This window comes from Undibacterium sp. CCC3.4 (assembly GCF_034347425.1).
Taxonomy (GTDB): Bacteria; Pseudomonadota; Gammaproteobacteria; order Burkholderiales; family Burkholderiaceae_D; genus Undibacterium.
On record NZ_CP133779.1, the window covers coordinates 3,534,822 to 3,548,616 of the forward strand.

At 52.8% G+C, this 13,795-nt stretch carries 15 protein-coding genes and 1 pseudogene; 8 read left to right on the forward strand and 8 right to left on the reverse strand.

Translation table 11 applies throughout. The annotated features are described in order from the left end of the window. The first annotated feature begins 3 nt into the window (after window positions 1-3). Window positions 4-1,317 carry a type II toxin-antitoxin system HipA family toxin gene (locus tag RHM61_RS15910; protein WP_322248271.1) on the forward strand — a complete coding sequence of 438 codons (1,314 nt, stop codon included), beginning with the start codon at window positions 4-6 and terminating at the stop codon, window positions 1,315-1,317. 45 nt (window positions 1,318-1,362) lie between these two features. Here the strand turns inward: RHM61_RS15910 and RHM61_RS15915 are convergent, their stop codons facing one another. From RHM61_RS15915 to RHM61_RS15930, 4 genes are all read right to left on the reverse strand, one after another. After that, window positions 1,363-1,791 (reverse strand): type II toxin-antitoxin system VapC family toxin, encoded by a 429-nt coding sequence (locus tag RHM61_RS15915; protein WP_322248272.1) that lies wholly within the window; start codon window positions 1,789-1,791, stop codon window positions 1,363-1,365. Next, window positions 1,788-2,042, reverse strand: coding sequence for a type II toxin-antitoxin system Phd/YefM family antitoxin (locus RHM61_RS15920; RefSeq protein WP_322248273.1), 255 nt, complete (start codon window positions 2,040-2,042; stop codon window positions 1,788-1,790). Before RHM61_RS15920 ends, RHM61_RS15915 begins: the two co-directional genes overlap by 4 nt. 211 nt (window positions 2,043-2,253) lie before the next feature. Next, complete coding sequence (locus RHM61_RS15925) at window positions 2,254-2,511, reverse strand: hypothetical protein (RefSeq protein ID WP_322248274.1); 258 nt, start codon at window positions 2,509-2,511, stop codon at window positions 2,254-2,256. A 72-nt stretch (window positions 2,512-2,583) separates the two neighbouring features. Then, on the reverse strand, window positions 2,584-3,957 hold the full coding sequence (locus tag RHM61_RS15930; RefSeq protein WP_322248275.1) for an AIPR family protein: 1,374 nt from the start codon (window positions 3,955-3,957) through the stop codon (window positions 2,584-2,586). Window positions 3,958-4,933: 976 nt separating this feature from the next. Here RHM61_RS15930 and RHM61_RS15935 point away from each other — a divergent pair. The 4 genes and pseudogenes from RHM61_RS15935 to RHM61_RS15945 form a co-directional block, all read left to right on the forward strand. Then, window positions 4,934-5,908, forward strand: a complete 975-nt coding sequence (locus RHM61_RS15935) for a bile acid:sodium symporter family protein (RefSeq protein WP_322248276.1) — start codon at window positions 4,934-4,936, stop codon at window positions 5,906-5,908. Beyond that, window positions 5,908-6,699 carry a 2-oxo-tetronate isomerase gene (gene otnI / locus RHM61_RS15940; protein WP_322248277.1) on the forward strand — a complete coding sequence of 264 codons (792 nt, stop codon included), beginning with the start codon at window positions 5,908-5,910 and terminating at the stop codon, window positions 6,697-6,699. Before RHM61_RS15935 ends, otnI begins: the two co-directional genes overlap by 1 nt. A gap of 435 nt (window positions 6,700-7,134) precedes the next feature. After that, window positions 7,135-7,257, forward strand: a complete 123-nt coding sequence (locus tag RHM61_RS20285) for a FitA-like ribbon-helix-helix domain-containing protein (RefSeq protein WP_416200188.1) — start codon at window positions 7,135-7,137, stop codon at window positions 7,255-7,257. Between the two features lie 49 nt (window positions 7,258-7,306). Then, a pseudogene (locus RHM61_RS15945) lies at window positions 7,307-7,465 on the forward strand (XRE family transcriptional regulator); the annotation flags it as partial. Window positions 7,466-7,567: 102 nt separating this feature from the next. On the opposite strand, the gene RHM61_RS15950 reads toward RHM61_RS15945, so the two are convergent. Further along, entirely contained in the window at window positions 7,568-8,593 is a 1,026-nt protein-coding gene (locus RHM61_RS15950; protein ID WP_322248278.1) for an NADP-dependent oxidoreductase, read from the reverse strand. Window positions 8,594-8,838: 245 nt separating this feature from the next. Between RHM61_RS15950 and purU the strand changes: the two genes are divergently transcribed. Next, complete coding sequence (gene purU, locus RHM61_RS15955; protein ID WP_322248279.1) at window positions 8,839-9,711, forward strand: formyltetrahydrofolate deformylase; 873 nt, start codon at window positions 8,839-8,841, stop codon at window positions 9,709-9,711. Further along, a complete protein-coding gene (locus RHM61_RS15960; RefSeq protein ID WP_322248280.1) occupies window positions 9,711-10,253 on the forward strand; it encodes a YaeQ family protein in 543 nt (180 codons plus the stop codon). Before purU ends, RHM61_RS15960 begins: the two co-directional genes overlap by 1 nt. Before the next feature lie 38 nt (window positions 10,254-10,291). Here RHM61_RS15960 and RHM61_RS15965 read toward each other — a convergent pair whose 3' ends face one another. The 3 genes from RHM61_RS15965 to yjgA are packed head-to-tail and all read right to left on the reverse strand — an operon-like array spanning window position 10,292 to window position 12,206. Beyond that, window positions 10,292-10,969 (reverse strand): carboxylesterase, encoded by a 678-nt coding sequence (locus tag RHM61_RS15965; protein WP_322248281.1) that lies wholly within the window; start codon window positions 10,967-10,969, stop codon window positions 10,292-10,294. Window positions 10,970-10,993: 24 nt separating this feature from the next. After that, complete coding sequence (gene mog, locus RHM61_RS15970) at window positions 10,994-11,617, reverse strand: molybdopterin adenylyltransferase (RefSeq protein ID WP_322248282.1); 624 nt, start codon at window positions 11,615-11,617, stop codon at window positions 10,994-10,996. Then, window positions 11,604-12,206: a ribosome biogenesis factor YjgA gene (gene yjgA, locus RHM61_RS15975; RefSeq protein ID WP_322248283.1), complete on the reverse strand. Its 603-nt coding sequence runs from the start codon at window positions 12,204-12,206 to the stop codon at window positions 11,604-11,606. The genes mog and yjgA overlap by 14 nt, the downstream gene beginning before the upstream one ends. A 223-nt stretch (window positions 12,207-12,429) precedes the next feature. Here yjgA and pmbA point away from each other — a divergent pair, with 223 nt between their 5' ends. After that, window positions 12,430-13,782 carry a metalloprotease PmbA gene (gene pmbA / locus RHM61_RS15980; protein WP_322248284.1) on the forward strand — a complete coding sequence of 451 codons (1,353 nt, stop codon included), beginning with the start codon at window positions 12,430-12,432 and terminating at the stop codon, window positions 13,780-13,782. Window positions 13,783-13,795: the final 13 nt, after the last annotated feature.

The window sequence follows — 13,795 nt, forward strand, 5'->3', positions numbered from 1 at the left end:
CTTATGCCCCCGTCGACTAAAAAAAGCCGCTATACGCCGGCAAAAATCATTCAAGTGTCTATTTGGGGGCAGTTGGTTGGTGCCGTAGCGCTCGATCCTATTTATGCTTATTACGTTTTTTCCTACGCCGAAAAGTTCAGACAATCATCGATTGAGCTCTCTCCACTGCAGATGCCTTTGAAATCGACCAGCGAACCGGTGATGTTTTCTGATTTGCCCGAAGCCACCTACAAACGCTTACCGGCGATGTTGGCCGACGCTCTACCCGATGATTTTGGCTCAGCACTCGTCGACCGCTTCATGGCAGAGCGCGGTATTTCCTCATCTCAAATTTCAGCACTTGATCGCCTTGCCTATATGGGATCACGTTCGATGGGGGCGATGGAATTCAAACCGCAACACGGCCCACGGAAAATGTCCTCAAGCGCGATTGTCTTAAGCTCGCTCGTCCAAGAAGCACGTAATGTAGTTTCCGGGACCTTCGGCGATGATGATCATACAAAAGCTGCTTTGCGTAGCATCATCGAAGTCGGCACCTCAGCTGGTGGTGCCAGAGCAAAAGCGGTGATTGCATGGAATCCCGACAGTCAAGAAATCCGTTCAGGTCATGCCAACGTCGACCTAGGCTTCACCCATTGGTTACTGAAATTTGATGGTGTTGGCAAGGATAAGGAGTTTTCTAGCAGCATGGGTTACGGCCGTATCGAGTATGCGTATTACCTTATGGCAAAGGCCGCAGGTGTTGCCATGACTGAATGTCGTCTATTGGAGGAAAACGGTCGCGCTCATTTTATGACGCGCCGCTTCGACCGGGAAGAAAATAATGTCCGTCACCACTTGCAAACGCTCTGTGCTATGGCACACGTCGATTATAAAAAAAAGGCGACCAACAGCTATGCGCAGTTTTTTATGACCATTCGTGATTTAGGCTTAGCACGGGAATCGATGGTACAAGCTTTCAGACGCATGGTATTCAATCTTATGGCGCGGAACTGCGATGACCATTCCAAGAATTTTTCTTTTCTGTTAAAACAAGGATCGCAATGGGAACTCAGCCCCGCCTACGATATGACATTTTCCTATAATCCGCACAGTGAATGGGTTTCGCAGCACCTGATGTCGGTCAACGGAAAATTCAGAGATTTTGAGCTTCAAGATATATTGGTTGAAGCAGATCGATTTGGTATTGGCGAAATACGTTCCATCATTCTTGATGCCCAATCAGCGATATCTCGTTGGCGAGAATTTTCCGCTATTGCAGGCGTTAGTCAGGATGATGTACTGAGCATCGAGAAATTATTCTGGTTTCCGATCTAAGCGCCTCTTTATGCTCCAGGTCTTCTTGTCGCGTGTTCATTTCTGTCACTGCGATACCTCCCACGGATTGATGAGGCTGACTCCCGTAGGCTTGAAATCAGCGACGTTGCGAGTGACCACGGTCATGCCATGCACAAGGGCAGTGGCCGCGATCAGTGCATCACGCTCGCCGCGCTGGTCGGGACAATGCAGTCGGGCGCAGCGTAGTGCCACGGCGGTGTCGACAGGCAGCGTGCGACCGGAAAACTCGGGCAATACGTGCTGTTCCAGCCACGAACGCAGCATGGCGCCTTGGGTCACATCCTTGCGCTCAATCGACAGAACGCCAAGCTCAAGTTCCATGATGGTGATGGCCGATACAAAGAGATCGGCGGCATCAACGCTTTCCGCCCATGCCGTCACGTTCGCATCGGCCTTGCCAAGCCGGACCTTGCGTAGTTCGGACACCACGTTGGTGTCGAGAACAAACATCATGAGAAATCAGCCGGCCGGCTTTGGATGCTCACGCGTGGCGGCGCAAACTCCATGTCGGCGATCCCCGGCATTGCCAGCGCGTCGGCGATATTGCGCCGCTGCTTAGTCAGCCTCTGATAGTCGTCAAAGCTCAACAGGACATGCGCGGGTTTACCTCGGTCGGTGATGAACACCGGCCCATTCTTTGCGGCCCGTTTTGCCTCGCTCGCCCCTTGATTGAACTCGCGGCTTGATAAGGTGGTAATGGTCATGGCGACACCTCACATACATTCAATAATGTAGAGATGTTACTACTGAAATAAAACGGGTGCAAGCGTTTCAAAGTCGGTAAGCAGTCGGTAGCGGGTTGTACGCAGGAACTGTCAGCACAGCGGGCAAATTCCGCCGGTTTGGGCTTACCACCCCTGCATTCTATCCTCATTGGCAACGACCAATTCCACTGCGATTCAATCGGCGCTTCCCTTACTTTTCCAAATCGTCAAACCGATCCATCACTTGTAATTCCGACACTAAATCGCCACGGCGGAATGTCGCCGAGAGTTGCTGCATGGAGATTTCATTGTTGCCGTAAAGACGCTTCAGTGCAATATTGACGTCATGAACGGATTCGTTGAAATAGCGCTCGCCATCATGCTCAATTTTTTCGCGAGCGATGGTGAAATTTTTATGGTCCAGGTCTTCTTGTCGCGTGTTCATTTCTTTAAGTAAGCGTACGCCCATACGCATCGCTATGAAACAAGACGCATAACGAACAAAAATCGGATCATGCTCAGCCGGGCGGCGACGATGATTTTAAGCAATACGATAAATCAATACGGCCGTGATCACTTGAGCGCCGTTCAACTGCGCTGTGAAGATGACATCATAGAGTTTTCCGAAATGTTCTCTGGCGAAAAATTTCGCTTGGCGGGGTGCGTGCCGCCATACCGATAGCAATGCTTCCGCAGCCGTGCCGTGGGTGATGTCGCTTGGCTTGCCTGTTCCATCCGCACGTTTGCGACGATAGACAAAGCCGAAATCCTGAATGTGACTTTCCAACTGTTTTTGTTTTTCATCATTGGACTTCAAATCCTTCAGATCTACCGGATTTTGACTGTTCGTCGCATGCGTAATCTGTAAAAATATGTCTTCATCGTCTTTAGGTAGTTTATACAGGCGAACCAAGACGGATGCATCTTCCGGTAAATGTTGCCCGGAAATTTCAAGTTCTTCGCTGGTCTTCAATATGGTCATACAGGTTTGACCGCCGTTTACAATCTGCAAATTTTCAATTTTCACTTGAAAGTTGCTGTTTTGCAGGGCATTGTATGAAAAATCATTGCAGACTAATGTGATGCCGTTATTAAAAAAATAAAAGTTGGAAGAATAGGGTGATAATAAAGTGTTACGAATGCCTTCGTTCACACGATTGCCATGCAAACTAAGATAACGACGAATGTTGCGCTCAAGCAGCCTTTCTCCATGTGTTTTCATTAAGTTTGCAATCTCGCTGACCGGTACGCGACCGATGCAGACGCGGCTGTAATGCATATCTTCCACGGTCGCTTTGCCGGTCAGTCTCAATGTGGTGTCGATATGTTTGATGCGCTGCAGGATGCTTAATAAAATGTCATGATTGACGTAGTCCCAACTGACTTGGTCGCCGAAGGCGGCCCTGGCAATCGCTTCGTCTGCCGATTTATTCCAGCGTAATCCGTTGTTGCATGCAATGACACGCACTCGCGGAATATGGCCATCGCGAATCATCGAGCGTACTTCTGCTACCTTGACTGCAAGCCGGTCGTTAATGGCCGCCAATCTGGCATGGGGATCAAAAATATATTTGATGGCGTTAATCAGTGAATCGATGCTTCTTTCTTCAAAGTTTGAAGTGGCATCTAATTTGGCCTTGTATTTTGCCTGAAAAAGTGTCACACCAAACTCGCCATCAACAACTTCGGTGATATGCATCGCATCAACACCAAAATCTTGCGAGCGATCTGTGACACAATCGAAGGCTTCATCCGGTTCCAGATCGAGCATCGTACGAACCGAAAAATACACGAACGCCAAGGATTTCAGCTTGGTCTCATCGTGTTGGCAGCCTAATTCTGACTGTGCGCGTTCGCGAATTTCTTCTTTGATGCCATCTACTCTTTGATCGATGATGGAAGCATTGATATTCATAGAGAACTCCAGTTCAGATCCGCTTAACATATTACTGCTTTGCTACCAATCGGGATCGGGTTGACATCCTTCCCGCCCTCAAGAGGCTGTCGCACAAGCCTGATGGACGCTTTTTCACACATGAAACACCGACTACCTCGTCAGTTCCGCATGCTTTTGGCTGGAACACAGTATCGTTTTCAGCACGGAAAACAGCATGATTTCTGGCATTTTTTTTAAGCACGAACGCCGTCAGGTTCTCGCGCAAAAGCGCACTGATCCTTACCCACAAGTCAGGTCGATTGCGTATCCACCCAGCCGCCCAATTCGTCATTGCCGCGCAGGCGCCTTTTATATCTGTGCTGCTCAGGCGCAGCAGGACGTGTTCATTTCACAGAAAAAAAAGTGCCCGTGATCGACCCTCTCACCCTGAAGGCACTGACGTGCCACTGGATTCCCCGCCTGCGCGGGGAATGACGAGTCGAGAGCAGGCCAGGTCGACTACGTATCCACCCAGTCGCCCAATTCGTCATTGCCGCGCAGGCGGCAATCCAGTGGCGCGCACGCGCCTTTTATATCTGTGCGGCTCAGGCGCAGCAGGACGTGTTGATTTAACAGGAAAAAAAAGTGCCCGTGATCGACCCTCTCACCCTGAAGGCACTGTCGTGCCACTGGATTCCCCGCCTGCGCGGGGAATGACGAGGCGAGAGCATGGGGGAATGACATGTCGGCCAGTTGGAGTAATGATACCGACTGAAAACTCTTTTGCGACAGCCTCTGAAGGCCGGGGTTTTACACCCAGGTCAGATTTTTGATGATCGACTAACTCGTAGCTTATTTCATTTCTTTGATGAACTGCGCAACCGCTATGCCTTGAACAGTTACGCATCCCCTTAGGCTCGCAACATTTCTTTACAACACAATATCGCCGTGTCGGGCAGGGCCTTGCAGTACAATGGCATTGATTTACTCCAAATGATTTTAACCATCCTCTCCTATGAAACGACCGCGCTTCCTTCCCGATAATATGACTTTGATGCTGCTGACGGTGGTGCTGATCGCCAGTGTCTTTCCAGCCCGCGGTACGCTGGCGCTGCGCTTTGATGATCTGTCGACCGGTATGATCGGTTTGCTGTTTTTTATGCATGGGGCGAAACTGTCACGCGAGGCAGTGTTGGCCGGCGCGACCCATTGGCGCTTGCATTTGTTGGTGCTGGCGGTGACGTTCGCACTGTTTCCCTTGCTCGGTTTGCTGCTTAAGCCGGCACTGTTGCCCTTGGTGACGCCGGACTTGTATCTCGGTATTTTGTTTTTATGTGTGCTGCCGTCGACCGTGCAGTCGTCGATTGCGTTTACCTCGGTAGCGCGCGGCAATGTGCCGGCGGCCGTCTGCAGTGCTTCGGCCAGTAATTTACTCGGCATCGTGCTCACGCCGCTGTTGGTCAGTGTCGTCATCAAAGCTTCCGGTGACAGTAATTCTTCGCTCGATGCCATGCTCAAGATTGTGTATCAGTTACTGCTGCCGTTTGTAGCCGGGCAGTTGGCGCGTCCGTATTTGCAAGCGTGGATTACGCGTCACATCGTGGTACTTAAAATGGTCGACCAGAGTTCGATTTTGCTGGTGGTGTTCGTGGCTTTCAGTGCGGCGGTGGTGCAGGGCTTGTGGCAGCAAATTCCGACGACGATGTTGTTGAGTCTGCTGCTCATCAGCAGTGTGTTGCTGGCCGTGATCATGGGTGTGACGGTGCTGCTCAGTCGTCGCCTCGGCTTTAGTAAGGAAGATGAGATCACCATCGTGTTTTGTGCTTCGAAAAAAAGTCTGGCCAGCGGGGTGCCGATGGCGAAAGTCTTGTTTTCCAGCGCCAGTGTCGGCATGGTGTTATTGCCACTGATGCTGTTCCACCAATTGCAATTGATGGTGTGTGCCGTGCTGGCGCAACGCTACGCTACGCGCAACGATAAGGAGGCATGATGCCGAAATTTGCCGCCAACCTGAGCATGATGTACGCGGAATTACCGTTCATGGAGCGCTTTGCTGCGGCTGCCAAAGATGGGTTTTCTGCGGTTGAATATTTGTTTCCGTATGAGTATGCTGCGGCCGATCTGGCGGCCCGTTTGGCTGAGTCGGGGCTGCAGCAGGTGCTGTTCAATGCCCCGCCAGGCGACTGGGCGGCCGGTGAGCGTGGCATCGCTGCACAGCCGGGGCGTGAGGATGAATTCAAGCGTGGCTTTGAGCGTGCGCTGGAGTATGCGCGTGTGCTCGGCAATCGGCAGATTCATGTGATGTCCGGTATGATTGCGCCGCAATTCGATATGGCGCGGCAACAGGCGGTGTATTTGAGTAATCTCGCGCATGCTGCCTTGTTGGCTTCGCGCGAAAACATCACGGTATTGATCGAGCCTATCAATACCCGCGACATGCCTGCTTATTTTTTGCAGCGCCAAGAGCAAGCTCAGCGTATTTGTGAAGACATCGGCGTCAGCCACTTGCAAGTGCAATTTGATATCTATCATTGTCAAATCATGGAGGGCGATGTCAGCAGTAAATTGCAACGCGATATGCACCGTCCGCATGCTGGTATTGGGCATGTACAGATTGCCGGTGTACCGGCGCGGCAAGAGCCTGATCGGGGCGAACTGAATTATCCGCACTTGTTTGCCTTGCTCGACGAATTGGATTATCGCGGTTGGGTCGGCTGTGAATATCGGCCGCGTGCCGGTACCTCGGCTGGGCTCGCTTGGTTGCGGCCTTGGTTGGGGTGAGCGCTTGTCGGACTTGTAGGTTGACATGAATTAATTGATGCTCGAGGGCTTGAATGCATGCTGAACCAATTTCCAGCTTTAGGCTCGGATCGAATGTTTTGCGTTTTCTTGTTGCCATGTGTTACTCCTCAGGTGGTGTATTTTCCACCGATTGAGGTGTCCGGGCAAATTAGGCCACAGCACGTCACTCCCGCATGCCCCGGTCCCGTCATTCCCGCATGCTTTTGGCGGGAACCCAGTGTCGTTTTCAGCGCTGAAAACACGATCATATCTGGCATTTTCAGTTAAGCACGAACGCCGCTGGGTTCCTGCCAAAAGCGCGCAGGAATGACGTGGCCACCAGTTGGGGTAATGATACCGACTCAATACCCTTTTGCGACAGCCTCTTTTGGCCGGAGTTTTCAACCCTAGTCGGATTGTTGATGAGCTGATGTGATGACAGCGCTGACAGTACGCAATCTGCCCGACGATCTGCATCGTGCAATGCGGATGTGGGCCGCGCAACATGGACACAAAATTTCTTATGGATATTGCGTACAACGACCGAGTTGCGCGTAATGGATTTGGCGGCGAGCCGTTATCGACTAGTCTTGATGGAGCGAGAAAAATGCGTCATCAAGAATTCGCCAGTATTTGGGATGCGATAGAGGACACGCCCGAAGCAGCGGCAAACATGAAGCTGTGCTCTGGCTGGATGAAGGCATTGAAAGCCCATCTGACCCGCAGCGGCATGAGCCAATCACAAGCGGCCAAGCTGTTCGGGCTCGACGCGTTGTGAGCGGATGGCTTCCCTTGGTGTCTGTCGATATTTCTCTACATTTCCGGGACAAGCTTGCTCGCCCCGGATTGCGATTGCAGGCTGCTGAATTTATTCGCCGCTGACTTGCAGTATCAATTTCCCAAAGTTCTTTCCTTCAAACAGCATGAGCAGGGTGGCGGGGAAATTTTCCAGGCCATCGACGATGTCTTCGCGTGTTTGGAACTGTCCGGCCGCCATCCATTGGCCCATCACCGTGACGGCTTCGGCATAGCGCGCTGCATAGTCAAAGACGACGATCCCTTCCATGCGTGCGCGGTTGACCAGCAGTGATAAGTAATTGGCCGGGCCTTTCACTGCCGTGGTGTTATTGTATTGAGAGATCGCGCCGCAGATGATGATGCGCGCTTTGAGGTTGATACGGGTGAGTACTGTATCGAGTATGTCGCCGCCGACGTTATCGAAATAAATGTCGACGCCGTTCGGACAAAACTCTTTCAAGCCATCGCGTAACGAGCCGGTTTTGTAATCGATGCAGGCATCAAAGCCGAGTTCATTGACGACAAAGTCGCACTTATCTTTGCCGCCGGCGATGCCGACTACGCGACAACCATGCTGTTTGGCGACTTGGCCGACGGTTTGTCCAACCGCACCGGCCGCACCCGACACCACGACGGTTTCGCCAGCCTTGGGTTGGCCGACATCGAGCAAGCCGAAATACGCGGTCATGCCTGGCATGCCGAGGGCATTGAGGTATTTGGGCAGGGGGGCTAAGCTGCGGTCGATTTTATAAAATGCCGCGGTCTTGTCGTTGGCCGGACCACTCCAATATTGCTGCACCCCGGTGCCACCCGAGACGTAATCGCCGATGGCAAAGCGATCTGATTTCGAGGCGATGATCTTGCCGACGCCGCCGGCACGCATGACTTCACCGATCGCTACCGGACGGATGTACGATTTCCCTTCATTCATCCAACCACGCATGGCCGGGTCGAGTGAGAGGTAAATAGTTTGCACCAAGATGTCGCCTTCTTTGAGTTCCGGCAGGGCGTCGGTCACGAATGACCAATCGCTGGTTTTTGGCATGCCGACCGGGCGGGCGGCGAGGCGGTATTGCTGGTTGCTGGATGGGGTCATGGTGTCTCCGTGGTTGTCGGGGTAATCAGAAGAAATCAGCAGCAGTGTCAAACGCTGCGCTGAAAGGATGACTATACATCAATTAGAACGTCCGTGCTTTTTATTCTGATCAGACTCGTATGTGAGGGCTTTGATCAATTTCGCGCTTGATCATGCGACAATAGCGGGTTATTTTATGGCCCTTGCTTTCGGCGGCGGCCATCATCCCCCTTAGGGCGTGCCGGCGAAGGCGCGCAGAATCATTTATGAGCTTGCAACCAGAATATATCCTCACTCTTTCTTGCCCCGATCAACGCGGCATTGTTCATCGTGTTTCGGGTTTTTTGTCCGATCACGCTTGTAATATTATCGATTCGGCTCAGTTCGGCGATGCGCAATCGGCGACTTTTTTCATGCGCGTGCATTTCGCATTGGAAGATGTGAATGTGGCCGATGCGGCCTTGCGCGCGGCCTTCGGGCTGCTCGGCAGCGAGCTGCATATGAATTGGCAATTGCACGATGCGCATCACAAGCCACGTGTGATTTTGATGGTGTCGAAAATCGGCCACTGTCTCAATGATTTGCTGTTCCGTTATAAGAGCGGTTTGCTGCCGGTGGAAATCAAGGCCATCGTCTCTAATCACACTGATTTTTACCAGCTCGCCGCCAGTTACAATATTCCCTTCCATCATTTGCCGCTGGCAGCCGGTGCCGATGCGGCGGCGAAACAAGCGCAGGAACAGAAAATTCTCGCGCTGGTGGCTGAGCATCAGATCGAGTTGGTGGTGTTAGCCAGATACATGCAGATTCTGTCGCCGCAACTGTGTACTGCTTTGGCGGGCAAGGCGATCAATATTCATCATTCTTTCTTGCCTAGTTTTAAAGGGGCCAAGCCGTATTATCAGGCGCATGAACGTGGTGTGAAGTTGATCGGCGCGACGGCCCATTTTGTTACCGGTGACCTGGACGAAGGGCCGATCATCGAACAAGATGTCGAGCGCGTCGATCATTCCATGGGGCCCGATACCTTGACGGCGATTGGTCGTGATGTGGAATGTGTGGTGTTGGCCCGTGCGGTTAAATGTTTTGTTGAGCATCGCATCTTACTCAATGGTCATAAAACGGTGGTATTCAAATAATGGCAATCAAATCCACCATTTATAAGGCCGATCTGAATATCTCGGATATGGATCGCGGCTACTACGCCGACCATAGTTTAACGATCGCGCGTCATCCATCAGAAACCGATGAGCGCATGATGATACGGGTATTGGCGTTTGCGATTCATGCGGCCGAGCGGCTGCAATTCGGGCGCGGCATTTCCGATACGGAAGAGCCGGATGTGATGCTCAAAGATTATACCGAGGCATTTTTGTTGTGGGTAGAAGTAGGTCAGCCCGATGATCGGCGCTTACTTAAAGCTTGCGGCCGTTCCGAGCAGGTGCTGGTCTACAGTTTTGCTAACGCCAGTGATATCTGGTGGCGGCAAATGAATAGCCGACTCGATCGTGCCAAGAATTTGTGTGTGATGAATGTGCCAGCCCAGCAGAGCCAAGAATTGGCCAAGTTGGCGCAACGTTCTATGCAATTACAATGCACGATACAGGATGGGCAAATTTGGATGTCGGCTGGCGACACGCAAGTGCAGATTGATCTGCAGACTTGGAAAGCCTTGGTCTGAGTGAGTCGAGCAGGGGGCACTCTGCTCGGTGTCGTAGCTTAAGCCGGTTGTGCGAAGACGCTGCTGAGCCAGCGGCTGATGTCGGCAATTTCTTCGCCGCAGACCGAATGCGCCATCCGGTATTCATGCCAGGCGACTGGGTAGCCTAAGTCGATCAGCAAATCGCGCGATTGCTCGGCACGTGCCAGCGGAATTACTGTGTCGGCATTGCCGTGGGCCAGATACACGGGCGTCGCTTGATTCACTGGGCTGCGTTCGGCTGCGACCACATCGCGCAGCGGTACGTAGCCGGATAAGCACAAGAAGCCGGCCAGTTTGTGCGGATAGCGCAAGCCGGTTTGTAAGGCCATGGCGCAGCCTTGTGAAAAACCGGCCAAGATAATCCGTTCGGCCGGTATGCCGCGGGCGATTTCACGTTCTATCAATTGTTCTATCGCCAGTTGCGATTGACGCAAGCCGTTTTCATCTTCGCGTTTGGCGATGTCGGTGCCGAGTATGTCGTACCAAGCGCGCATCACGTAGCCGCCATTGATCGTTACCGGGATGCTCGGCGCGTTCGGAAACACAAAGCGTAAAGCTGGGCAAGCACGCAAATCGAGTTCTTTGACGATGGGGACAAAATCATTGGCATCGGCACCGAGGCCGTGCATCCAGATGATGGCGGCGCTCGGGTTGGGCGCACTTTCCAGTTCTATGGTGTCGAGTAATGGGTTCATGGTCGCTTGGTCGAAAGTAGTCAATCAGGCCGGCGGACGTTGCGCCGATTTCGGGCGGAATGCTTGGCACACCGCGGCGTTGGTGCGGCTGTACGGGCCGCCGATGAGGTCGATGCAATACGGAATGGCGGCAAAAATACCGGCGACGAGCTGCTTGCCCTCGCTGTCTTTCAAGCCTTCCAAGGTTTCTTTGATTGCTTTCGGTTGCCCGGGTAAATTCAGAATCAGCGCGGCATGATCGGTAGTTTCACGAATGACGGCCAACTGCCGCGATAAAATCGCCGTCGGTACGAAGTGCAGGCTGATCTGGCGCATTTGTTCGCCGAAGCCCGGCATGGCTTTGCTGGCTACGGCTAAGGTCGCTTCGGGCGTGACGTCGCGGCGGGCCGGGCCAGTACCACCGGTGGTCAGCACCAGATCGCAGTGGGCTTGATCAACCAGTTCGATCAAGGTGGCTTCGATGCTCATGCGGTCATCGGGGATCAGGCGCGTTTCCACTTCCCAAGGGCTGGTCAGTGCGGCAGTTAACCACTGCTGCAAGGCCGGCAAGCCTTGGTCTTGATAAACGCCGGCCGAGGCGCGGTCGGAAATCGACACCAAACCGATGCGCAGGGCGCGTTCGGTCGTGATGGTATCAATAGGCGTCATCGTCCTCGTCCTCAGCATCGGCATCCACCAGTTCGGCATCGCCGGCAGCAGCTTTTTGCAATTGCTTGAGCAATTGGAACACTTCGCGGTAAGCTTTTGGTGGTTTGTTTTCGGCTTGCTCTTTACGGGCATTGCGTATCATGGTGCGCAATTGCTGCACGTCGAGCTCAGGATGTTCGACCATCAGCTCGGTCAGTGCATTGTCATCGCTGAGCAATTTGTCACGGCGACGTTCGAGCGCATGCATGGCGGCGGTCTCGGATTTCGAGGCGCCTTTCCAGCTGTCTATGGTTTTTTGGATCAATGCGACTTCGCTCTCATCGAGCGTGCGCATTCTTTTGCCGACATACTGCATTTGCCGACGCCGACCCTCGTGGCTGGTGATTTGCTGACAAGTCAGGATGGCATCGCGCACGTCTTCCGGCATCGGTACCCGTTTGACGCGATCACGCGGTTGTTCGACCAGTTCTTGGCCGAGTTTTTGCAGCGCGGTCATTTCGCGCTTGAGCTGGGATTTGGAAGGACGGTCGTACTCTTCTTCAAACTCGTTAGACTGGTAGCCACATGAGCCACGATTTGGATTTGGCATAATTCTGCGCCTTTACTATAAACTGAAAGAAACGGCTGCTATGATACCCTCTTTAGGGGGCTCTCTGGCAGGATATCGGCAAAAATCCCGGCTGCAGAGCCTGAAAGTTTAGTGATTTTTCCGTTATGATGTGTGTTTGGTCTACCATGCATTGCGAACCGACCTTCAGCTCAGCATTCTTTGCGTAGTCTTCATTCAGAAATTTACTTCAGAAACCGTGTCCATGAGCAAACCAGTGTTTACCCATTCATCCGAGCAGTTGAAACAAATTGCACAGGATATGTTGCTTTTTGCTAAAGAAAAAGGCGCTTCCGATGCCGCCGTAGAAATCAGTGAGGGCAGCGGTTTATCGATCAGTGTCCGCAAAGGCAAAGTCGAAACGATAGAGCAGAATCGCGATAAGGGCATCGGTATTACCGTGTATATCGGTCAGCGTCGCGGCAATGCCAGCACCTCCGATTTTTCTACCCAAGCCTTGCGTGATACCGTCGATGCGGCCTACAACATTGCGCGCTTCACTGCCGAAGACGACTGTGCCGGTTTGCCCGATGCCGAGCTGCTGGAAATGGCACCGCGCGATCTGGCGCTCTGCTATCCTTGGCTGATTACGGCAGAACAGGCGATCGAACTGGCGCAGCGTACCGAAGCAGCTGCTTTTGATGTGGATCCACGCATCAGCAACAGTGAGGGGGCGGGGGTACACGTTCAACAATCACATTTCATCGCGGCGAACTCGCGCGGTTTTCTCGGTGGTTATCCGATTTCTCGGCACACGATATCGGTCGCGCCTATCGCTGGCAAGGGTGCCAAGATGCAGCGCGACGATTGGTATTCCTCGCACCGCAATCCCAAGCAATTGGCCTCGCCGGAAGCGATCGGGCGTTACGCTGCCGAACGCGCCTTGGCACGCTTGAATGCGCGCAAACTGTCGACGCGTCACTGCGCGGTCTTGTTTGAAGCACCGTTGGCAGCCGGCTTGCTCGGCTCCTTCGTACAAGCCACCTCGGGCGGGGCTTTGTATCGTAAATCCTCGTTTTTGCTCGATTCACTCGGTACGCAAGTTTTTCCGCAGCATATACAGGTGCTGGAAGATCCACATGTGCTCGGTGCGGTCGGTTCTTCTCCGTTCGATGATGAAGGCGTCAAGACCACGCGGCGTACCGTGGTCGATCAAGGGGTGTTGCAAGGATATTTTCTGTCCTGCTATTCGGCGCGTAAGCTGGGTATGCAAACTACCGGTAACGCCGGCGGTTCGCATAATTTGTCGCTGACTTCCAGTCAAACCAAGGCGAGCGATAATTTTGCCGCGATGCTCAAAAAAATGGGTAGCGGTTTGTTAGTGACCGAATTGATGGGGCAGGGCGTCAACTACGTTACTGGTGATTACTCTCGTGGAGCTTCCGGTTTTTGGGTGGAGCATGGGGTGATTCAGTATCCGGTTGAAGAGATCACCATCGCCGGCAATATGCGCGATATGTTTCAACAAATTCTTGCCATCGGTGCCGATACCTTGGTGCGTGGCACCAAGCAAACCGGCTCGATTTTGATCGAGAAAATGATGATCGCTGGCAGTTAATTACTCTGCTTGC